The organism is Desulfohalovibrio reitneri, from assembly GCF_000711295.1.
GTDB classification, from domain to species: domain Bacteria; phylum Desulfobacterota; class Desulfovibrionia; order Desulfovibrionales; family Desulfovibrionaceae; genus Desulfohalovibrio; species Desulfohalovibrio reitneri.
This window is the reverse complement of the sequence record NZ_JOMJ01000004.1, coordinates 591,068-609,754: the sequence shown is the minus strand read 5'-3', so window position 1 is coordinate 609,754 and position 18,687 is coordinate 591,068. Positions and strand designations below refer to the sequence as shown.

The following is an 18,687-nucleotide window of genomic DNA, read 5'->3' as shown; positions in this document are numbered from 1 at the left end:
ATCAGGCCGGTCGCTCTCTCGATACGACAAGCTGACGCCACATTCGAGCTTCAGGGGGAATACCATGTCCAAAAACACGCAAAACGCCATTCTGACCATTGGCGACGAGCGGTACGAACTGCCCGTCATCGTGGGGTCCGAGGGAGAGCGGGCCATTGACGTGCGCAACCTGCGCAACGACTCCGGCTGCATCACCTTCGACCCCGGCTACGCCAACACCGGCTCATGCACCTCGGACATCACCTTCGTGGACGGCGAAAGGGGCATCCTGCGCCACCGGGGCTATCCCGTCGAGCAGTTGGCCGAACACAGCTCCTTCATCGAGACGGTCATGCTCCTCATCTTCGGCGAGCTGCCCACCCAGCGGGAGCGCGACACCTTCCGCGAGATGCTCATCAACCAGGAGTTGCTGCACGAGGACCTGCTGCACCACTTCGAGGGCTTCCCTCCCTATGGGCAGCCCATGTCCATCCTTTCGGCGGTCATCAACTCCTTCGCCAGCTACCACCCGGACCTGCTGGACATCCAGACGCCGGAGGAATTTCGGCTGGCCGTGGGCAAAATCATTTCCAAGGTGCGCACCATCGCGGCCTTCGCCTACCGCAAGTCCCTGGGCAAGCCCCTGGTCTACCCCGACCCCAACCGCTCCTACTGCGCCAATTTCCTGCACATGATGTTCTCCATCCCTTACAAGGAGTTCGAGCCCACGCGGGCGCAGGTGCGGGCGCTCTCCCTCTTCCTTCTGGTGCACGCCGACCACGAGCAGAACTGCTCCACCTCAACCGTGCGCATGGTGGGCTCCACGCAGGCCAACCTCTTCGCCTCCATCTCCGCGGGCATCTGCGCCCTGTGGGGGCGGCTTCACGGCGGGGCCAACGCCGCCGTCATCGACATGCTGGAGTCCATCCGCCAGGGCGACCTGACAGTCACCGAATACCTGGAAAAGGTGAAAAACAAGGAAATGCGGCTCATGGGCTTCGGCCACAGGGTCTACAAAAGCTTCGACCCCCGAGCCCGCATCCTCAAGCAGGCCGCCCACGACCTGCTCCTGGAGCAGGACAAGCACAACGACCCCCTGCTCGAGATCGCCAAGGAACTGGAGAACGCGGCCCTGTCCGACGATTTCTTCATCGAGCGCAGCCTCTACCCCAACGTGGACTTCTATTCCGGCATCATCCTGCGCACCCTGGGCATCCCGGTGAACATGTACCCGGTCATGTTCGCCATCGGCCGCATGCCCGGCTGGATCGCCCACTGGGCCGAGGAAAACCACGGCCCGACCAAAATCCACCGTCCCAGGCAGGTCTATACCGGCCCCGTCCAGCGGGACTACGTGGCCATCGACGACCGGGAGCCCCGGGGCTGACCTCCGGAGAGGCCCCTGCCTGCTGAAGCGGAGACGCCGGGCCGCCTGGCTTTTTTCGCTCCACGGCCCAAGTGAAGGAGACGAGGCATGAAATCACATCGCAAGGAACTCTGGTTCGAGGTCCCCACCCGGCGCGGCTTCATCAACATCACTTCCGACGTGCAGCGGACCATCGACGAGTCCGGAGTAAAGGAAGGGCTGGTGCTGGTCAACGCCATGCACATTACAGCCAGCGTCTTCATCAACGACGACGAACCCGGCCTGCACCAGGACTACGACGAATGGCTGGAGCGCCTGGCCCCTCACGAACCGGTGGACGGCTACCGCCACAACGTGGGCGAGGACAACGCCGACGCCCACATGAAACGCCAGATCATGGGCCGCGAGGTGGTCTGCGCCATCACCGAAGGCCGCCTGGACTTCGGTACCTGGGAGCGCATCTTCTACGGCGAATTCGACGGCCGCCGCAAGAAGCGGGTGCTGGTCAAGGTCATCGGGGAGTAACCCTGGCGCATTTGCCCAAAGGCGCGCTTCCCTGGTAGCGGTAGGTATTCGTTTCCGACGGGGGAAGCCTATGTCCGAGATATTGACCGGAACCTGCGGCTTCGCCGAAGCCCAGGACGACCTGTTCGGCGAGTTCGACTGCCTTGAGGTGCAGCGCTCCTTCTACCAGCCTCCCATGGCCAAGACCGCTGCCAAATGGCGGGACAAGGCCGGGGAGGATTTCGTGTTCTCCCTCAAGGCGTGGCAGCTCATTACCCACGCCTCCTCCTCGCCCACCTACCGCAAGCTGTCCGAAGACCTCAGCCAGCGGCAGATCGACCAGTGCGGCGGCTTCAAGTGGAACGACACCACCCGCATGGCCTGGAACCGCACACTGGCGATAGCAAAGTCCCTGCGGGCGGAGACCATTGTCTTTCAATGCCCGTCCAGCTTCCATCCGGGCAAGCGGGAACTGGACCGGATGCGGCGCTTTTTCAGCGAGGCCCCCCGCGAGGGGATGCAGATGGTATTCGAGCCCCGGGGCGAGGGGTGGACCGACGAGCTGGTCTCCAGCCTGGTCATGGAGCTGGACCTGGTCCACGCGGCCGACCCCTTCATCCGCCAGCCAACCGGCCGGGGACTGCGATACTTCCGCCTGCATGGCCGCCCCGCATACAACACGCGCCATGAATACTCCGAGGACGAGTTGTACGACGTGCTGCGCGTCTGCGCCGGACAGTGGCCCAACCGGGTCTACTTCAACAACCAGGCCATGGTGCCCAACGCCAGGCAGTTCAAGAAGCTCGTCAACGCCTGACCCAACCCGGCCCTTGGGGGTGCCGCCCTTGCAACATGGCGTAAATGGGTCTAAAGACAGGCGGACATTCTCGCACACGTGATGGGAACCATGAGCAAAACCGTCCTTTCTTTCGGATTGACTCCGGGCGACATCGCCATGGGATGTGGGGGCTCCCTGGCCCTGCTTGCGAACCAGGGGTATAAGTGCGTCAACGTCTTTTCCGCCTACTCCGGCGAAAACCTGACCACCCTGGCCCGCGAGGCGCGGGAGGCCGCCGGGATTCTGGGCGTGGCCGACGTCTCCTTCCTGCTGGTGGAGGGCGGGCCGGACATGTTCTCCCGCGAGGCCATGCTCAAGGCGGCCCGCAAGATCAGAAAACACCAGCCTGAGCGGGTATTCACCTTCTCCTCCCAGGACCCGGCGCCCGACCGCTACGGACTGAGCTGCCTGGTCAAGACCGCGGTGACAGCCGCGGCCGACCCGGGCAATCCCGACCTCGAGGGTGCCCCCTGGCGGGTTGAGACGGTGCTGGGCTACGAGATCAAGCCGCCATTGCAGACCTTCGACCTGACCATGGCCATCGGCCAGTCCATAGAACGAAAGATGCGGGCCATCGCCTGCTATGAGGGGCTGCTGGGACGCAAGGTGGATCAGGCCATGGAAGGGTTGGCCCGATACCGGGGCCGCATGAGCCGCACCGGCGGGGCATACGCCGAGGTCTTCGAGATCCTGGCCGGCGGCCACGACCCATTCCGCGACTGGCTGGACTAACGGCGGACGGCCTCTCCCCTACTCCGAAACCTGCACGCCCAGCGCCTTGAGCTTGCGGTAGAGCGTGGAACGCTCCACGCCGGCAACTTCCGCCAAGCGGCTTACGTTGCCATCGCACTCCGCCAGGCGCGAGGCGAGGTATTGCGCCTCGAACCGCTGCCTGGCCGTCTTGAGGTCCACGTCCTCACGCAGCAGGCCTGCCAAGTCCCCTTCCCCGCTTTCCCCGCGGGCACAGGTCGGCGCGCCCCGGGCCAACTCCGGCGGCAAATCGTCCACCCCCACGGTGCGGCCGCCGCACATGATGAGCATTCGCTCCACGAAGTTCTTCAACTCCCGCACGTTGCCCGGCCAGGAATAATCCTCTACCACCCGCAGGGCCTCGTCCGAGAACCCGATGGGCTTGAAGCCGTGTTCCCGGCTCATGGCGGCGGTGAACTCCTTCATGAGCAGGGGGACGTCTTTGCTGCGCTCGCGCAGGGGCGGCACGTGCAGGGGAAACACCTTCAGGCGGTAGTAGAGGTCCTCGCGGAAATTGCCCGCTTCGATTTCCGCGGTCAGATCCTTGTTGGTGGCGGCGATCACGCGCACGTCCACGGAAATGGTCTTGCGCCCGCCCACGCGCTCGAACCGTTGTTCCTGGAGGATGCGCAGAATCTTGGCCTGGGTCTTGAGGCTCATGTCCCCGATCTCGTCCAGGAACAGGGTGCCGCCGTCGGCAAGCTCGAACTTGCCCTCGCTGGAGCGCTCCGCGCCGGTGAAAGCCCCCTTCTCGTGGCCGAAGAGCTCCGCCTCGATGAGCTCCTCGGGGATGGCCGCGCAGTTCACCGCTATCATGGGTTTCTCCGCCCGCTTGCTCTCGGCGTGGGTCATGCGGGCCACGATCTCCTTGCCGGTGCCGTTCTCCCCGGTGATGAGCACCCAGGCGTCGGTGGGGGCCACCCGGCCGATCTGTTCCCGAAGCTGCTTGATGGAGGAGGATTCGCCGGTGAGCCGCTGCACCTGGTCGGTGTTGATGCGGGCGCGCAGGCTGAGGTTTTCGCGCTTGAGCTCCTTGAACTCCAGCGCCTTGCTGGCGGCGATGACCACCTTTTCCAGGGAGAGGGGCTTCTCGATGAAGTCGAAGGCCCCGTTCTTGATGGCGGACACGGCCGTTTCGATGTTCCCGTGCCCGGAAATCATGATGACCGGCACATCGGCCAGGTCCTTCTGCAGGGTTCCCAAAACACTGAGGCCATCCACGCCGGGAAGCCAGATGTCCAGAAAGACCAGGTCGGGGCGGCGCTCGGCCACGTCCTCCAGGGCTTCCTCGCCGCTGGCCGCCTCGCGCACCTCGTAGCCCTCGTCCTCCAGTATGCCGCGCAGGGAAAAGCGGATGCCCTCTTCGTCGTCAACGACCAGGATGGTGTTCATGGCGGACTCGTCTTTGGGATGGGAAGCGGACCAGCGAAGCCCATTCGCCACCGGGCGTCAGGCTAGTCGAACTGTTTGAAGTTGAAGCCGTCGTTGAACAGGCTGATACAGACATCCACGAGCTCGGAGTCGTACAGATGGCCACGGTTCTTGGTGATCTCCTTGAGGGCCAGGTCCGGGCCGAGGGCGGCTCGGTAGGGGCGGTGGGAGGACATGGCCTCCACCACGTCGGCCACGCAGAGGATGCGCGCCTCTGGCAGGATGTCCTGCCGCCTGAGGCCGGAAGGGTAGCCGGAGCCGTCCACCCGTTCATGGTGCTGCAGCACGATCTCCGCCACAGGCCATGGGAAGGGCACCTCCTTGAGAATGTCGTAGCCCACCTCGGGGTGGGTCTTGACAATGCCCATCTCCATATTGGTCAGCCGGGCGGGCTTGGAAAGGATTTCCGCCGGGACGTAGATCTTGCCGATGTCGTGCAACAGGGCGGCCACCCGGATGCCCTCCACCTTGTCCTCGTCCAGCCCCAATTCCTTTGCCATGGCGCAGGCCAACTGGGCCACACGCTGCTGGTGCCCAGCCGTGTACGGGTCGCGCTTCTCCGAGGTGATGGCCAGGGCGTTGACCGTCTGCTCCAGGGTGGTTTTCAGCCGCCGCACGTAGGCGCGCAGCTCCTGCTCGGAGTGCTTGCGCTCGGAGATGTCGCGGATGACCAGCACCGCGCCCATGACGTCCCCCTCGCGCCCGCGCCGGATGGGGGAGATGGTGATGTTCACCGGAGCGGGCTCTCCAACCGGCGGGAAAAGCAGCATATTGTCCGAGGAGCAGCAGGCCTCCTCACCCCGCAGGACGCGGCCCGCCATGTCCCGCACAGGCTCTCCGGTCTCCTCGCTGGTCAGACGCAGCACCCCGTCCAGCTTCTGTCCCAGCCATTCCTCCCCGTCCTGCCCCAATATGCGCAAGGCCTCGGGGTTGACGAAAGTCACGCGGCCGTCCTGGTCAGTGGTGATGACCCCATCGCCAATGGAACGCAGGGTGGTGTCCAACCAGCGCTCGTTGTCGCGCAGGCGGCGGTCCATCTTGTATTTGTAGAGGGCCATCTCGATGTTGATGGCCAGTTCGCGATCCTCGAAGGGCTTGACGATGTAGCCGAACGGCGTGGAAATCTTGGCCCGGTCAAGAGTGGCCTCGTCCGCGTAGGCGGTAAGAAAGATGACCGGGGTCCCAACGGAGTCGCGGATGCGTGAGGCCGCCTCGATGCCGTCCATCTCGCCGGCCAGCATGATGTCCATGAGCACCAGGTCCGGCGTCTGCTCCACAGCCAGCCGCACCGCCTCCTCGCCGGAGTCCGCCTGCCCGACCACCTGCATGCCCATGCGTTTGAGCCGGTTGCGGATGTCCAGGGAAACGACCCCCTCGTCCTCCACAACCAGAACGCGAAGGGCGCCTTCCTCAGCCATGCCGGCCTCCCGCCGGTCCGGGGCCTGAGCGACCCGTCGCAACGCGGTTCCCGTTCCTCCCACCATGTTCAAAAGAATAGGGCACGCTTCCCCGCTCTGTAAAGGCTTATCTGAATAAGCGTTCAAGGAAATCCCGTAGTGCGGGTTCCCGAAAAACGTAGCCGCTGTTCCGCAGCTTGGAGGAATCCACGAACTGCCCCTGCAGCAGCATCTCCTCGGCCATTTCGCCCAGCAGGGCGCGCAGCACGCAGGCCGGGGCGCGGAAAAACGAGGGACGGCGCAGCGCCCGGGCCAGCTCTTTCGAGAAGGCGCGGTTGTCCACCACGTCCGGCGCAGTCAGGTTGAAGGGACCATGGCATTCAGGGGTATCCAACAGATGCAGGATGGCCCCCACCTCGTCCTCCAGGGCTATCCATGGAAAGCCTTGCTTGCCGTCGCCGATGGGTCCCCCCAGCCCCAGTTTGAAGGGAGAAAGCATTGCCGCCAGGGCCCCGCCGTCGCGGCTGCACACCAGCCCCGTGCGGGCCACGGCCCTTCGCACGCCCATGTCCTCCACCTCGCTGGTGGACGCTTCCCATTCGCGACAGACATCCGCCAAGAAGCCCTCGCCCAAGGGCGCGTCCTCCGTGGCGGGCGGCGGGGGCCTGTCGCCGTAGCACCCCACGGCCGCTCCCTGAACCACCACGGAAGGCTTCTTCTCCGCCTGGCGGACCGCCTCGGTCACAGCCCGCCCGGCATTTGTCCGCGACTCCATGATCCGCTTCTTTTTGACCGGCAGCCAGCGACCGCCGAAAATGCTCTCCCCGGCCAGATTAACGATGGCGTCCGCGCCGTCCGCCAACTGCCCCCAGCCTTCGGCCGTGCGGCCGTCCCAGGTGGCGGCGCTGGCCCGGCCTCCGAAGGCCTCTCGCACCTTGCCCTGGCTGCGGGAAAGAACGACCGCCTCGTCGCCCCGTTCGAGCAGGGCCTCCACGAGGTGCCTTCCAATGTATCCGGTTCCGCCGGTGATGATGACGCGCATGGCAACTCCAGGCTTTTGGGGCCAATGTAGCGCAACCGCTTCGCCCTGTCATGGGCGGAGGGCCCGGAAATCAACCCTGCAGGGGGAGTTCCACCACGAAGATGGTTCCCCGGGGATGGTTGGGGCGCACGCGCAAGTAACCGTGGTGGTCTGAGACGATGGAGCGGGCGATGGTCAGGCCCAGGCCGGTGCCGCCCTTCTTACGAGAAAAGTAGGGTTCGAACAGCCGGGTGCGGTCTTCGTCGGAGAGGCCGGGACCGTTGTCGCGCACTTCCACCACGGCCAGCTTGAGGATGGAGTCGTAGGAGCAGTCCACCTCCACCCGGCTGTCCCGCACTTCGCCCATGGCTTCGGCCGCGTTTGTCAGGATGTTGATGAGCACACGGCGGACGCCCTCGCGGTCGAAGCGAACCTGGGGGAACTCGCCGTGTACGGACAACTCCCAGTCGATGGACGCGTGGGAGTGGCGGAAAAGGTCCACGACCTCGGAGACCAGCGAGGGCAGGTCATCCGGCTTGAGCACCACCTCCGGCATCTTGGCGAAGGCGGAGAACTCCTGCACCATCTGCTGCATGTTCTCCACTTGGCGAACGATAAGCCGGGTGGACTCGGTGAAAACCGGGTCCTCGACCTCGCCCGCGAAGCGGCGCTCCAGGCGCTGGGCGGAGAGTTTGATGGGGGTGAGGGGATTCTTGATCTCGTGGGCGATGCGCCGGGCCACCTCGCGCCAGGCGGCCACCCGCTGCATCTTCTCCAGCTCGGTGATGTCCTCGAACACGGCCACCAGCCCGGCGTCGCGCCCCTCCGGCGTGCGCAGGCCCACCACGTTGACCAGGAACTTGGCCTCGCGCGAGCCCAGGCCCACGTTGACCTGCTGCTGCCACTGCTGGCCGGGGCTCTTTTCCAGTTGGGCCAGCACCTCCTCCACCCGCTCCCGGTACTCGCCCTCCAACAGTTCAACGGGGGTGCGGCCGATGATGTCCGAGGCGTCCAGGCCGAGCATGGTTTCGGCGGCCTTGTTCACGGTGTTCACCCGGCCCCGGCTGTCCAGGGAGACAACCCCCGCGGTGATGTTGTCCAGCAGGGCCTCGATATAGCTGCCCCTGGCCTCCAACTCCTGATTCTGGGAACCCAGGCGCTGGTTGGCCTGCTTCAGCCGCTCCTGGCTCTCTTGCAGGTCCTCGGCCATGCGGTTGAAGGACTGCACCAGAAAACCCAGCTCGTCAGATGACTTGTCCTCCAGGCGCACCCCAAGGTCGCCCCTGGCGATGCGCTGGGTGCCCATGGCCAGTGCCTGCACCGGCTGGGACAGCTCCTTGGCCAAGCGGAAGCCGAACCAGATGGAGCCAAGGATGATGGAAAAAGTCATCAGCCCCATGGTCAAATAAAGAGCCACCTTGAGCGGTGCCTTGAGGTTCTGGAGTTTTTTGTACTCCTCCACCCCGCGCACGATGCGGTCCATCTTGAAGAGAAGCCCCTGCCCCAGGCTTTCGCCCAGCACCAGAAAACCTGTCTTGGCCTGGTCCACGGGCAGCGCGCCGACGACCACGTCCATGCCCACTCCCGGAACGATCATGGAATGGTAGCGTGGCTCCTCGCGCAGGGAGGCCCAGTCCGTCTTGGAGCGGAACTCTTGCCAGGCGGCCTGGAAATCCTCGTCCATGTGCCAGTTCTGCTGGTCCCGCTCCGGGGTGAGCACGCCCGCGATGCCCAGGTCGAACTGCTTCTTCTTCTCCGCGATGTAGGAATCCATGCCCTTGCCGCCCCAGGCGAAGCGGCGCTCGCGAATGTCCCAGACCATGGAGTTGCCCACCCGCTCAGGGCGCTTGCGCGCCAGTGAGTAGGCCGTCTGCCCCACCTCCAGGGCCTTGTCCATGGAGGACTCCACCTGGGTCTGGAACCAATAGTCGATGCCCGTCTGCACGAACTGCACGGAAATGAAGAACATGATCAGGGTGGGGATGAGGGACAGCGACATGAAGGCCAGCACCAGCCGTGTCCGCAATCGCGAGCCAAGCACCTTGCGCCGACGCTCCAGCACCAGCTTGACCATGTTCCTGATGACCACGAAAAGAATGACGGCCAGCAGGATGAAGTTGAAGTTGAACAGGCCCAGGAACAGGTAGGAATCCAGGCCGATGTACTGCAGCTCCACCCAGGTCAGGAGCACGATGAGCACGGCCCCGCCCATGGCCAGCCACAGTTCGCGCTGGCGGCGCTTGCGCTCGCGGGTGGTGTCCCCGCTGACCTTGATGGGTTCGCGCTGGGTCACGGCAGCCGGTTCCGCCTCCCCCGCGGGAGGTTAGAAGCTGAAGTCCAGGCGGTAGGTTGTCGCCCCGATGACGTCCCAGGACCAGAAGAAGAGCGCCGTTTTCAGCCATCTTGGCACGTCGCGCCGGGCCAGACGCACCTCGAAGTCCAGGCTGTACTCCCGCCCCCGCTTGAGCAGATTCCACGGCCCCAGGTCCATGGACAGGCCGCCCCACCCCCGGGCCAGCAGCTTGCCAAGGTCGGCGGAGCGCATGGGATCCCGTCCGGGGACGTCCAGCACGTATTCCTCGGCCAGGGAGTCGTAGCGGATGACACTGACGTACTCCCGCTCGGCCACGGTCTCGTCCAGGATGAAGCCGCCGCGGGAGATAAGCTCGGCAACGCAGGTCAGACCCAGTTCGGACCCCGAGGCAAGCTCCCGGCGCACCTCGTCCACCTCGTCCACGTGCACGGCAAAGCGGACCGTGACCATGTCGGCCTGGTTGTCCAGCACCAGATTGTCCAGCACCAGATTCTGAGCCGCCACGGGCAAGGCCGCAGTGAGGAAAAGAAGTGTCGCCGCGAAAACGCGGAGCAGTCGAGCGGGAATGAATGCCCTCCCAGGTGCAGAGGCTTGACCACAAACGGCCGAAAGGGAAAAGTAACGCAGGCCCGCCTGGTTGACAACTCGCATCACTGGATACCCCGTGTCCCGACTTACCCTTCTGGCCGTGGGCAAGTTGAAGCAATCCTTCTACGCCCAGGCCGCGGACCACTACCGCTCCCTGCTGACCCGCCACCTGCGCCTTACGGAAACCGAGGTCAGGGACGCTCCGGCCAAGCTGCCGGACGACCAGCGCAAGCAGCGCGAGGCGGCCACCCTGCTGGATAAGCGCGACCCCCGCTCCCCCTTGCTGGCCATGGACGAGCGGGGCAAGGCCCTGGACTCGCGCGCCTTCTCCTTGACGCTGGTGGACTATTGGGAAACGGGACGAACCCCCTGCCTGATTCTCGGCGGTCCGCTGGGACTGGCCTCTCAAGTGCGCGAGCGGGCGGACCGTGTTCTTTCCCTGGGCTCCATGACGCTGCCGCACGAACTGGCCCGAGTGGTGCTGCTGGAGCAGATCTACCGGGCCGTGTCCATCTGGCGCGGATTCCCGTACCACAACGACTGACCGTTGCGCCCGCACCCCGGGTGTGGCATTGGAACCCCCATGAACAACCCGCTCATAGACATCGATTACCTGGAACGGTTGGAAGAATACCTGGCCTCGGGGCAGTTCTCCAAGGAATTCGAGAACGCCACCGAAGCCAACAAGCACGGCATGCTGGAATTCCTGGAAAAACTCATGGACGTGGCCGAGTTGGCGGATGAGACCGCCACCAAGGTCATCTACAAAGGGTCTTTCCTGGAGCAAATGGCCGGTGTGAAGGACCACACCGAGCGGTAACGCCCGGCGACCTCGTACTCCACCGACCTTCCCGCGCGCCATCCCCCGGGCGGCTCCTCCGGAGGCTTCTCCGAGGAGAGCACCAGGCACAGTCCGTCCTCCGCCAGCAGCGGCCGGGCCACCTCCAGGTATTCCCGCCAGGGCATGAAGGCCTTGGAAAGAACGACGTCCGCCCGGCGCAGGTCGTCCGGCAGGTCCTCGGCCCGGCAGCGGCGGACCGCGACGCCCGGCAGCTCCAGCGCGCCCAATACGTAGGTCAGGAAGATGGTGCGCTTTTGCCTGGGCTCCACCAGGATGTGGCGGCCAGAATGATAGAACATGCGCAGGGGGATGCCGGGCAGGCCCGCGCCCGCGCCGAGATCCAGGGTCAGTCCGGCTTCCGGTGCTTCGCGCTCCAGGAAGTCGGCCAGCACCCAGCCGTCGGGGATGAGGGTGCGCAGGACCTCACGCCAGTCCGCCGGACCCACGAGGTTCATGCGGCGGTTCCAGGAGGCCAGAAGCCCCAGGTAGGAAGCCAGCCGCCCGGCCTGCTCCTGGTCCAGTTCCCTGCCGCACGCCGCGGCCAGGGCGCGGACCTCTTCGGAATCGGGCTGCATGGCTCCCCCTTGCAAGCGCGTTGACAATCCACTATTCCCGCTGAACCGAAGCCGATAGCAAAGACAAGGAGCGAAGCAAAGTGAGCACCGCCCTTCTTTTCCCCGGACAGGGAGCGCAGGAGCCCGGCATGGGCCGCGATCTGGCCGAGGCCAACACCTGGGCCATGGACCTGTGGAAATTCGCCGAGAACGCGGCCGGTGAACGGCTGCGCGAAATATACTGGGACGGCGGTGAGGAAACCGCACGCACGCGCTGGCTGCAGCCCGCCCTGGCCGTGGTGGAGCTGAACCTCTACCGCGCCTGCGCCGATTTCCTGGAGCCCGCCTTCGCCGCCGGGCACAGCGCGGGCGAGCTGATGGCCCTGGCCGCGGCCCGCGTCTTTTCCTTCGAGAAGGCCGTGGAGCTGGCCGCCCTGCGCGGACGGCTCATGGACGAGGCTGGCGGCGGAGCCATGACCGCCCTGGTCAAGGTGGACGAGGCCAAGGCCGAGGACATCGTGGCAAAGGCCAAAGAGGCCACCGGCAAGGAACTAGTGCTGGCCAACCGCAACACCCCGGCCCAGTTCGTCATCTCCGGCCACCCCGAGGCTGTGGAGGCCGCCTCCGGCCTGGCCAAGGAGCTGAAGGCCAGGGCCATTCCCCTGGCCGTGTCCGGGGCCTTCCACTCCCCCCTCATGGAGGAGGCCGCCAAGGAGTTCCGGTCCATTCTGGACAAGACCGATTTCCGCGACCCCGTCTTCCCCGTGGTCATGAACGCCACCGCCTCCCCGGCCTCCCAGGCCGACGAGGCCCGCACCGGCCTGCGCGCCCAGATGACCGCCGGGGTGCTGTGGCAGGCCTCGGTGGAGGCCATGCACGGGCAGGGCGCGCGCCGCTTCCTTGAGTTCGGCCCCAAGGCCGTGCTGGCCAAGATGCTCCCCGCCATCCTTGGCAAGGACGCGGACTTCGAGTCCGTCACCATCGCCTCGGCCGAGGACGCCGCCTCCCTGACCGGCGGGGAGGGATAGCATGCGCGCCCAGACCTACCTGCGCCAGGCCATGGAGCGGGCCGTTTCCTCCCTGGACATGGCCCTGCCGGAAAAGACGGTCATTGAGCCGCCCAAGGACAAGAAGTTCGGCGACCTGGCCTGCAACGCGGCCATGCTGCTGGCCAAGCAGGCGGGCAAGCCCCCGCGCGAGCTGGCCGGAGCCATCAAGGACGTTCTGGAGCAGGAGGCGGAAATCGACTCCGTGGAAGTCGCGGGGCCCGGCTTCATCAACGTCTTTCTCTCCCCGGCCTTCTGGCGGGCCACGGTGGACGACATCCTGGCCAAGGGCGGCGGCTACGGCCTGTCCGACCTGGGCGCGGGCAAGAAGGTGCAGGTGGAGTTCGTCTCCGCCAACCCCACCGGCCCGCTGCACATCGGCCACGGCCGTGGCGCGGCGGTGGGCGACTCCATCGCCCGGGTGCTGCGCGCCGCCGGGTACGAGGTGGAGACCGAGTACTACATCAACGACGCCGGGCGGCAGATGAACCTGCTGGGCGCCTCCATCCTGGCCCGCTACTACCAGTTTCAGGGCCGCGACGTGCCCATGGTGGAGGACGGCTACCAGGGCGAGTACATCAAGGACCACGCCCGCGAGGTCATCGAGGAGCACGACGGACGCCTGCTGGACATGGACGAGATGGAGGCCCTGGCCATTTGCCGCGAGCACGGCATGAAGGTCATCCTGGAGGGCATCCAGAAGGACCTGCAAGACTTCAAGGTGGACCACGACGTCTGGTTCTCCGAGCGATCCCTCACCGAGGCGGGCAAGGTCGAGGAAACCTTCGCCCTGCTCAAGGAGCGCGACCTGGCCTATGAAGAAGACGGCGCGCTGTGGTTCCGCTCCACCGCCTTTGGCGACGACAAGGACCGGGTGCTGCGCAAGTCCACCGGCGAACTGACCTACTTCGCCTCGGACATCGCCTACCACGACGACAAGTACCGCCGGGGCTTCGACCTGGTCATCGACGTCTGGGGCGCCGACCACCACGGCTACGTGCCGCGCATGAAGGCCGCCGTGGAGGCCCTGGGCAAGGAGCGCGACCAGCTCCATGTGGTGCTGGTGCAGCTGGTCAATCTGCTGCGCGGCGGCGAGCAGGTGGCCATGTCCACCCGCGCCGGGACCTTCGAGACCCTGGGCGACGTGGTGGACGAGGTGGGCGTGGACGCGGCCCGCTTCATCTTCCTTTCCCGCAAGGCGGACAGCAAGCTGGACGTGGACCTGGAGCTGCTCAAGCAGCAGTCCATGGACAACCCGGTGTACTATGTGCAGTACGCCTCGGCCCGCATCAGCTCTGTGTTCCGCAAGGCCTCGGACCAGGGGCTTGACCTGCCCGGCGCGGGCGGGGCCGACCTCTCCCGCCTGGACACCGAGGCGGACATGGACCTGCTGCGCTTTCTGGAGCGCTACCCCGGCTACGTGGAGGCCGCGGCCCGCACCTTCTCCGCCCACCACGTGGCCACCTATCTGCTGGAGCTTGCCGGACTGCTGCACCGCTACTATACCGTGAACAAGGTGCTCACGCCGGACGACCCCGACCTGACCCGCTCCCGCCTGGCCCTGCTGGCCGCGGTGCGGCGGGTGCTGGCCAACGGCCTGGGGCTGCTCGGGGTCGAAGCGCCGGAAAAGATGTAGAAGCCGCGAGGGGCTGCACATGGCCAGGGAGAACGCCCGCAACAACCGCCCCGGCAAGGGCGGCCGCAACAACGGCGGCAGTGGCGGAGACGGCGAAAAGCGCGTCTTCACCATCCGCCTGACCACGGGCAAGGCCGTGGGCCTGGGTTTTCTGGCCCTGCTGGTCCTGGGCTGGGCCTTCTTCCTGGGCATCGTGCTCGGCCGGGGCTACCAGCCGGAAAAGGCCGTGCCCGAGATCGCCCGCATCATGCCCGAGCCCTCCGCGGAGAAGGCCAAGGCCCCTGAACAGCCGGAGCGGGTTCTCAAGCCGGAAGAACTGGACTACATGGACTCCCTGCGCAAGGAACCGGTTGAGAACGAGACCGGCGGCGCTGAAGAGGTCCAGACCGCCGAAACCAGGCCCGAGCCCGCTCCAAAACCGGAGCCGGAGCCCGGCCCCACACCCGGTCCCGAACCCGAGAAACGCCGAACCGAAGTCGCTCCGCAAGATCCCGCCGCCAAGGCGGAAACAACCGCTGCCGAGCCAGAGGGCCAGCGGTTCGACTACATCTACCAGGTGGCCTCCTTCCAGAAGGACGCTTCGGCCGTGGCCCTCATCAAGCGAATCGAAGGAGTGGGCCTCAAGGCGGGGCTGCGCACGGCCCAGGTCAAGGGAAGCACTTGGCAGCGGGTGATGGTTTATTTCCGGGGCACACCCGACGAGACCGAGGCCATGAAATCCAAACTGGCCACCCTGGGCATCGACCGGGTCATCCTCAAATCCAAAAAGCCCCGCTAGGCCCTGGCGGACTCCCCCCGGGGAGCGGCCGCCGGGGACGACGAGTCCGCATATGATCGAAGACCGCCCCTGGTACACGCACCTCGATCCCGAGGTGCCGCCGCGCCTGGACTACGAGAACATCCCCCTGTTCGAGCACTTGGACCGCGCCGCGGCCGAGCACCCGGACAAGACCGCCATATCCTTCAAGACCGCCTCGGTCAGCTACCGCGACCTGCATCGACTGGCCGAGGAAGTGGCCGCCGGGCTGCGTGCCGACGGCTGCCAGGCCGGGGACCGGGTGGTCATCATGCTGCCCAACCTCCCCCAGGCCATCATCGCCTACTGGGGCGTGCTCAAGGCTGGCTGCGTCTGCGTCATGGCCAATCCGCTCTATATGGAGCACGAACTGACCCACCTTTTCCATGATTCCGGGGCGCGGCGGCTCATCACCCTGGACATGCTCTGGGAGAAGATCGCCCTCTTGCTGGATCGCCTGGAGCTGGAACGGGCCTACGTCACCCGCGTGTCCGACGCCCTGCCCGGCATCTCCTCCTGGGTGGCACGCTACAGGTTGTGGCGGGCGGGCAAGCGCCCCCGTCTGGGCTACGACCACGTTCTGCGGCCGTGGAAAACTCTTTTCGGCCACGGAAGGCACAGCCAGGCCAACATCCTGCCCCACTCCGATCCGGCGCTGCTGCAGTACACCGGCGGCACCACCGGGAAAGCCAAAGGCTGCGAGCTGACCCACGCCAACCTCGGGGCCAACCTGACCCAGATCCGGGCCATCCTGCACGCCGCCCGGGGCGGGGCCGAGGTGTTCCTGGGCGTGCTGCCCTACTTCCACGTCTACGGCCTGACAGTCTGCCTCACCTTCCCCACCTCCATCGCGGCCACCATGGTGCCCTTCCCCCGCTTCGACCCGGGGGAGGTGCTGGCCACCATAGACAAGGTCAAGCCCACGGTCTTTCCCGGCGCGCCCAGCGTCTACCAAGCGCTCATGCGACAAAAGGAGTTCGCGGAAACCGACTTCAAGGCCCTGCGCTACTGCGTCTCCGGCTCCGCCCCCATGCCGCGCGAGCACATGCGCCGCTTCAAGGAGGCCACCGGGGCTGAGATCCTGGAAGGCTACGGCCTCACCGAGGCCTCGCCCGTGACCCATCTCAACCCGCTCAACGGAATGCGCAAGCCGGGCACCATCGGCATTCCCCTGCCGGACACCGACTCGCGGGTGGTGGACATGGACGCGGGCGGCCCGGACCCGCTGCCGCCGGGCAAGGACGGTGAGTTGATCATCAAGGGGCCGCAGGTCATGAAAGGCTACTGGAACCGCCCGGACGAGACCGCCACAGCCCTGCGCAACGGCTGGCTGTACACCGGCGACATCGCCCGCATGGACGAGGACGGTTACTTCACCATCGTGGACCGCAAGAAAGACCTCATCATTTCCGGGGGCTTCAACATCTATCCCCGGGAGATCGACGAGGTGCTCCACGGCCACCCCAAGATCAAGGAGGCGGTGGTCATCGGCATCCCGCACAAGCTGCGCGGGGAGACCATCAAGGCCTTCGTGGTGCCGTTGGAGGGCGAGGAGCTGCACCGCCAGGAGGTGGTGCACTACTGCCGGGAGAAGCTGGCCTCCTACAAGGTGCCCCGGCAGGTGGAAATCCGCGACGAACTGCCAAAAAACCTGGTGGGCAAGGTACTGCGCCGCGCCCTGCGCGACGAGGAGCTGGCCAAACGGAAGGGTTAGCCCTCCGCCAGTTCCTTGACGGCCCGCTTGATGCCGTCCTTGTCGAGGCCGACCTGGGCGCGCAGTTCCTTCTGCTTGCCGTGCTCGATGAAGCGGTCCGGCAGGCCCAGGCGGCGCAGCCGCACCTTGGCGCCGAGGCCGGTGTCGGCCAGGAATTCGGCCACGGCCGAACCAAAGCCACCGGCCATGGCGTTCTCCTCCACAACAAGCCAGTGGTCGAAGCGTTCGGCCAGCTCCCGGAGCTGTTTCTCGGGCAGGGGCTTGACGAAGCGGGCGTTGAACACGGCCGCGTCCGGCCCGCCCTCGGCGGCAACTTCTTCGGCGGCCACGCGCGAGGGGTGCACGCGGCTGCCCAGGGCGATGACCAGGGCTCCCTCGCCCTCGCGCAGCATCTCCCCTTCCCCTTCGGTCAGGATGACCGGCTCGCCGGTACACTCCGCACCCACGCCCACGCCGCGCGGATAACGCACGGCCACGGGCTTGTTCAGGCTCAGGGCGGTGGCCACCATGTTCCGCAGTTCGCCCTCGTCGCGCGGAGCCATGACCGTGATGCCGGGAATGTGGCGCAGGTAGGAGAGGTCGAAAGCCCCGTGGTGGGTGGCCCCGTCCTCGCCCACAAGCCCGCCCCGGTCCAGGCAGAAGACCACGGGCAGGTTCTGCAGGCAGACGTCGTGCACGATCTGGTCGTAGGAGCGTTGCAGAAAGGTGGAGTAGATGGCCACCACCGGCTTCATGCCCTGCTTGGCCATGCCCGCGGCGAAGGTCACGGCGTGCTGCTCGCAGATGCCCACGTCCACGAACCGATGCTGGAACTGTTCGGCGAACCTGGCCAAGCCGGTGCCCTCGGGCATGGCCGCGGTAATGGCCGTGATCTTCTCGTCGCACTCGGCCAGCTCACACAGGGTGTGGCCGAAAACCTCGGTGTAGGACGGCAGGCTGCAGCCGGAGAACTTGACCGCCTCGCCGGTTTCGGGTTCGAAGCAGCCTACGCCGTGGAAGTAGGTGGGGTTGGTCTCGGCCGGTTCGTACCCCTTCCCCTTCTTGGTCATGGTATGCAGCAGGATGGGACCGGAGGTGTTCCGCACCTGCTTGAGCACGTCCACCAGGCCACGGATGTCGTGGCCGTCCACCGGCCCCACGTAGGTGAAGCCGAAGGACTGGAAGAGCATGCCGGGAGTGAAGAAGGTCTTGAAGGTATCCTCGCCGCGCCGGGCGTAGGTGGCCAGTTCCTCGCCGATGCGGCCCATGGAGCGCAGGCGGTTCTCGAAGTCCTTCTTCAGCCGCATGAGCCAGGGCTTGGAGAGGTTGCGGGAAAGGAAGCTGGACAGCGCGCCCACGTTGGGGGCGATGGACATTTCGTTGTCGTTGAGGACCACGATGAGGTCGCGCTCCATGCCTCCCGCCTGGTTCAGCCCTTCGTAGGCCAGCCCGGCGGTCATGGAGCCGTCGCCGATGACGGCCAGCACCTTGCGGTCCTCACCGGCCAGGTCGCGGGCCGTGGCCATGCCCAGGGCGGCGGAAATGGAGGTGGAGGAGTGCCCCACTCCGAAATGGTCGTATTCCGGGCTTTCCTCCGGACGCGGGAAGCCGGACAGCCCGCCCAGGGTGCGCAGGGTGGAGAAGCGGTCGCGGCGGCCGGTGAGGATCTTGTAGGCGTAGGCCTGATGGCCCACGTCCCAGACCAGGCGGTCGTTGGACGGATCGAACACCTTGAGCAGGGCCAGGGTCAGTTCGACCACGCCCAGCCCCGGGGCCAAATGGCCGCCGCTCTTGGACACGGTGTCGATCATCAGCTGGCGGACTTCACCTGCCAACTGCTCCAGTTCCCCGATGGAAAGCTCCCGGACCTGGTCGGGAGCGGATATGTTCGGCAACAGAGGCGCGAGGTCCTCGGTATGGGCCATTTTCCCCT

At 65.9% G+C, this 18,687-nt stretch carries 17 protein-coding genes; 10 read left to right on the top strand and 7 right to left on the bottom strand.

Annotated features, from left to right (window positions below; genetic code table 11):
• Positions 1-64 precede the first annotated feature (64 nt).
• From N911_RS0115410 to N911_RS0115395, 4 genes are all read left to right on the top strand, one after another.
• Positions 65-1,366 carry a citrate synthase gene (locus N911_RS0115410; RefSeq protein WP_029898703.1) on the top strand — a complete coding sequence of 434 codons (1,302 nt, stop codon included), beginning with the start codon at positions 65-67 and terminating at the stop codon, positions 1,364-1,366.
• A gap of 87 nt (positions 1,367-1,453) precedes the next feature.
• Positions 1,454-1,870, top strand: a complete 417-nt coding sequence (locus N911_RS0115405) for a secondary thiamine-phosphate synthase enzyme YjbQ (RefSeq protein WP_029898702.1) — start codon at positions 1,454-1,456, stop codon at positions 1,868-1,870.
• A 70-nt stretch (positions 1,871-1,940) separates the two neighbouring features.
• The gene (locus N911_RS0115400; RefSeq protein WP_029898701.1) at positions 1,941-2,666 is read left to right on the top strand and encodes a DUF72 domain-containing protein; all 726 of its coding nucleotides are present in this window, start codon (positions 1,941-1,943) and stop codon (positions 2,664-2,666) included.
• Between the two features lie 90 nt (positions 2,667-2,756).
• A complete protein-coding gene (locus tag N911_RS0115395) occupies positions 2,757-3,419 on the top strand; it encodes a PIG-L deacetylase family protein (RefSeq protein WP_035105805.1) in 663 nt (220 codons plus the stop codon).
• A gap of 18 nt (positions 3,420-3,437) precedes the next feature.
• On the opposite strand, the gene N911_RS0115390 is transcribed toward N911_RS0115395, so the two are convergent.
• The 5 genes from N911_RS0115390 to N911_RS0115370 all read right to left on the bottom strand — a co-directional run bounded on the left by N911_RS0115390 (position 3,438) and on the right by N911_RS0115370 (position 10,104).
• Positions 3,438-4,829, bottom strand: a complete 1,392-nt coding sequence (locus tag N911_RS0115390) for a sigma-54-dependent transcriptional regulator (RefSeq protein WP_029898697.1) — start codon at positions 4,827-4,829, stop codon at positions 3,438-3,440.
• Between the two features lie 62 nt (positions 4,830-4,891).
• Entirely contained in the window at positions 4,892-6,286 is a 1,395-nt protein-coding gene (locus tag N911_RS0115385; RefSeq protein ID WP_029898696.1) for an HD domain-containing phosphohydrolase, read from the bottom strand.
• Between the two features lie 106 nt (positions 6,287-6,392).
• Positions 6,393-7,307 (bottom strand): TIGR01777 family oxidoreductase, encoded by a 915-nt coding sequence (locus tag N911_RS0115380; protein ID WP_029898695.1) that lies wholly within the window; start codon positions 7,305-7,307, stop codon positions 6,393-6,395.
• 70 nt (positions 7,308-7,377) lie between these two features.
• Entirely contained in the window at positions 7,378-9,579 is a 2,202-nt protein-coding gene (locus N911_RS0115375; RefSeq protein WP_029898694.1) for a sensor histidine kinase, read from the bottom strand.
• A 30-nt stretch (positions 9,580-9,609) separates the two neighbouring features.
• A complete protein-coding gene (locus tag N911_RS0115370) occupies positions 9,610-10,104 on the bottom strand; it encodes a DUF4390 domain-containing protein (RefSeq protein ID WP_161781643.1) in 495 nt (164 codons plus the stop codon).
• Positions 10,105-10,264: 160 nt separating this feature from the next.
• Here N911_RS0115370 and N911_RS0115365 point away from each other — a divergent pair, with 160 nt between their 5' ends.
• Positions 10,265-10,732, top strand: coding sequence for a 23S rRNA (pseudouridine(1915)-N(3))-methyltransferase RlmH (locus N911_RS0115365; protein WP_029898691.1), 468 nt, complete (start codon positions 10,265-10,267; stop codon positions 10,730-10,732).
• A gap of 39 nt (positions 10,733-10,771) precedes the next feature.
• Entirely contained in the window at positions 10,772-11,008 is a 237-nt protein-coding gene (locus N911_RS0115360) for a hypothetical protein (protein ID WP_029898689.1), read from the top strand.
• Here N911_RS0115360 and N911_RS0115355 read toward each other — a convergent pair.
• On the bottom strand, positions 10,951-11,604 hold the full coding sequence (locus tag N911_RS0115355) for a 16S rRNA (guanine(527)-N(7))-methyltransferase RsmG (protein ID WP_029898687.1): 654 nt from the start codon (positions 11,602-11,604) through the stop codon (positions 10,951-10,953). The genes N911_RS0115360 and N911_RS0115355 overlap by 58 nt on opposite strands.
• A gap of 80 nt (positions 11,605-11,684) precedes the next feature.
• On the opposite strand from N911_RS0115355, the gene N911_RS0115350 reads away from it, so the two are divergent.
• From N911_RS0115350 to N911_RS0115335, 4 genes are read left to right on the top strand one after another with little or no spacing between them, the layout of a single operon-like run.
• Positions 11,685-12,611 (top strand): ACP S-malonyltransferase, encoded by a 927-nt coding sequence (locus N911_RS0115350; protein WP_029898685.1) that lies wholly within the window; start codon positions 11,685-11,687, stop codon positions 12,609-12,611.
• Between the two features lies 1 nt (position 12,612).
• The gene (argS, locus tag N911_RS0115345) at positions 12,613-14,265 is read left to right on the top strand and encodes an arginine--tRNA ligase (RefSeq protein WP_029898683.1); all 1,653 of its coding nucleotides are present in this window, start codon (positions 12,613-12,615) and stop codon (positions 14,263-14,265) included.
• A gap of 19 nt (positions 14,266-14,284) precedes the next feature.
• Positions 14,285-15,043 carry an SPOR domain-containing protein gene (locus N911_RS0115340; RefSeq protein ID WP_051694489.1) on the top strand — a complete coding sequence of 253 codons (759 nt, stop codon included), beginning with the start codon at positions 14,285-14,287 and terminating at the stop codon, positions 15,041-15,043.
• 52 nt (positions 15,044-15,095) lie between these two features.
• Positions 15,096-16,775 carry a long-chain-fatty-acid--CoA ligase gene (locus tag N911_RS0115335; protein WP_029898675.1) on the top strand — a complete coding sequence of 560 codons (1,680 nt, stop codon included), beginning with the start codon at positions 15,096-15,098 and terminating at the stop codon, positions 16,773-16,775.
• Here the strand turns inward: N911_RS0115335 and dxs are convergent.
• A complete protein-coding gene (gene dxs, locus N911_RS0115330) occupies positions 16,772-18,679 on the bottom strand; it encodes a 1-deoxy-D-xylulose-5-phosphate synthase (protein WP_029898673.1) in 1,908 nt (635 codons plus the stop codon). The two genes, N911_RS0115335 and dxs, sit on opposite strands and share 4 nt — an antisense overlap.
• Positions 18,680-18,687: the final 8 nt, after the last annotated feature.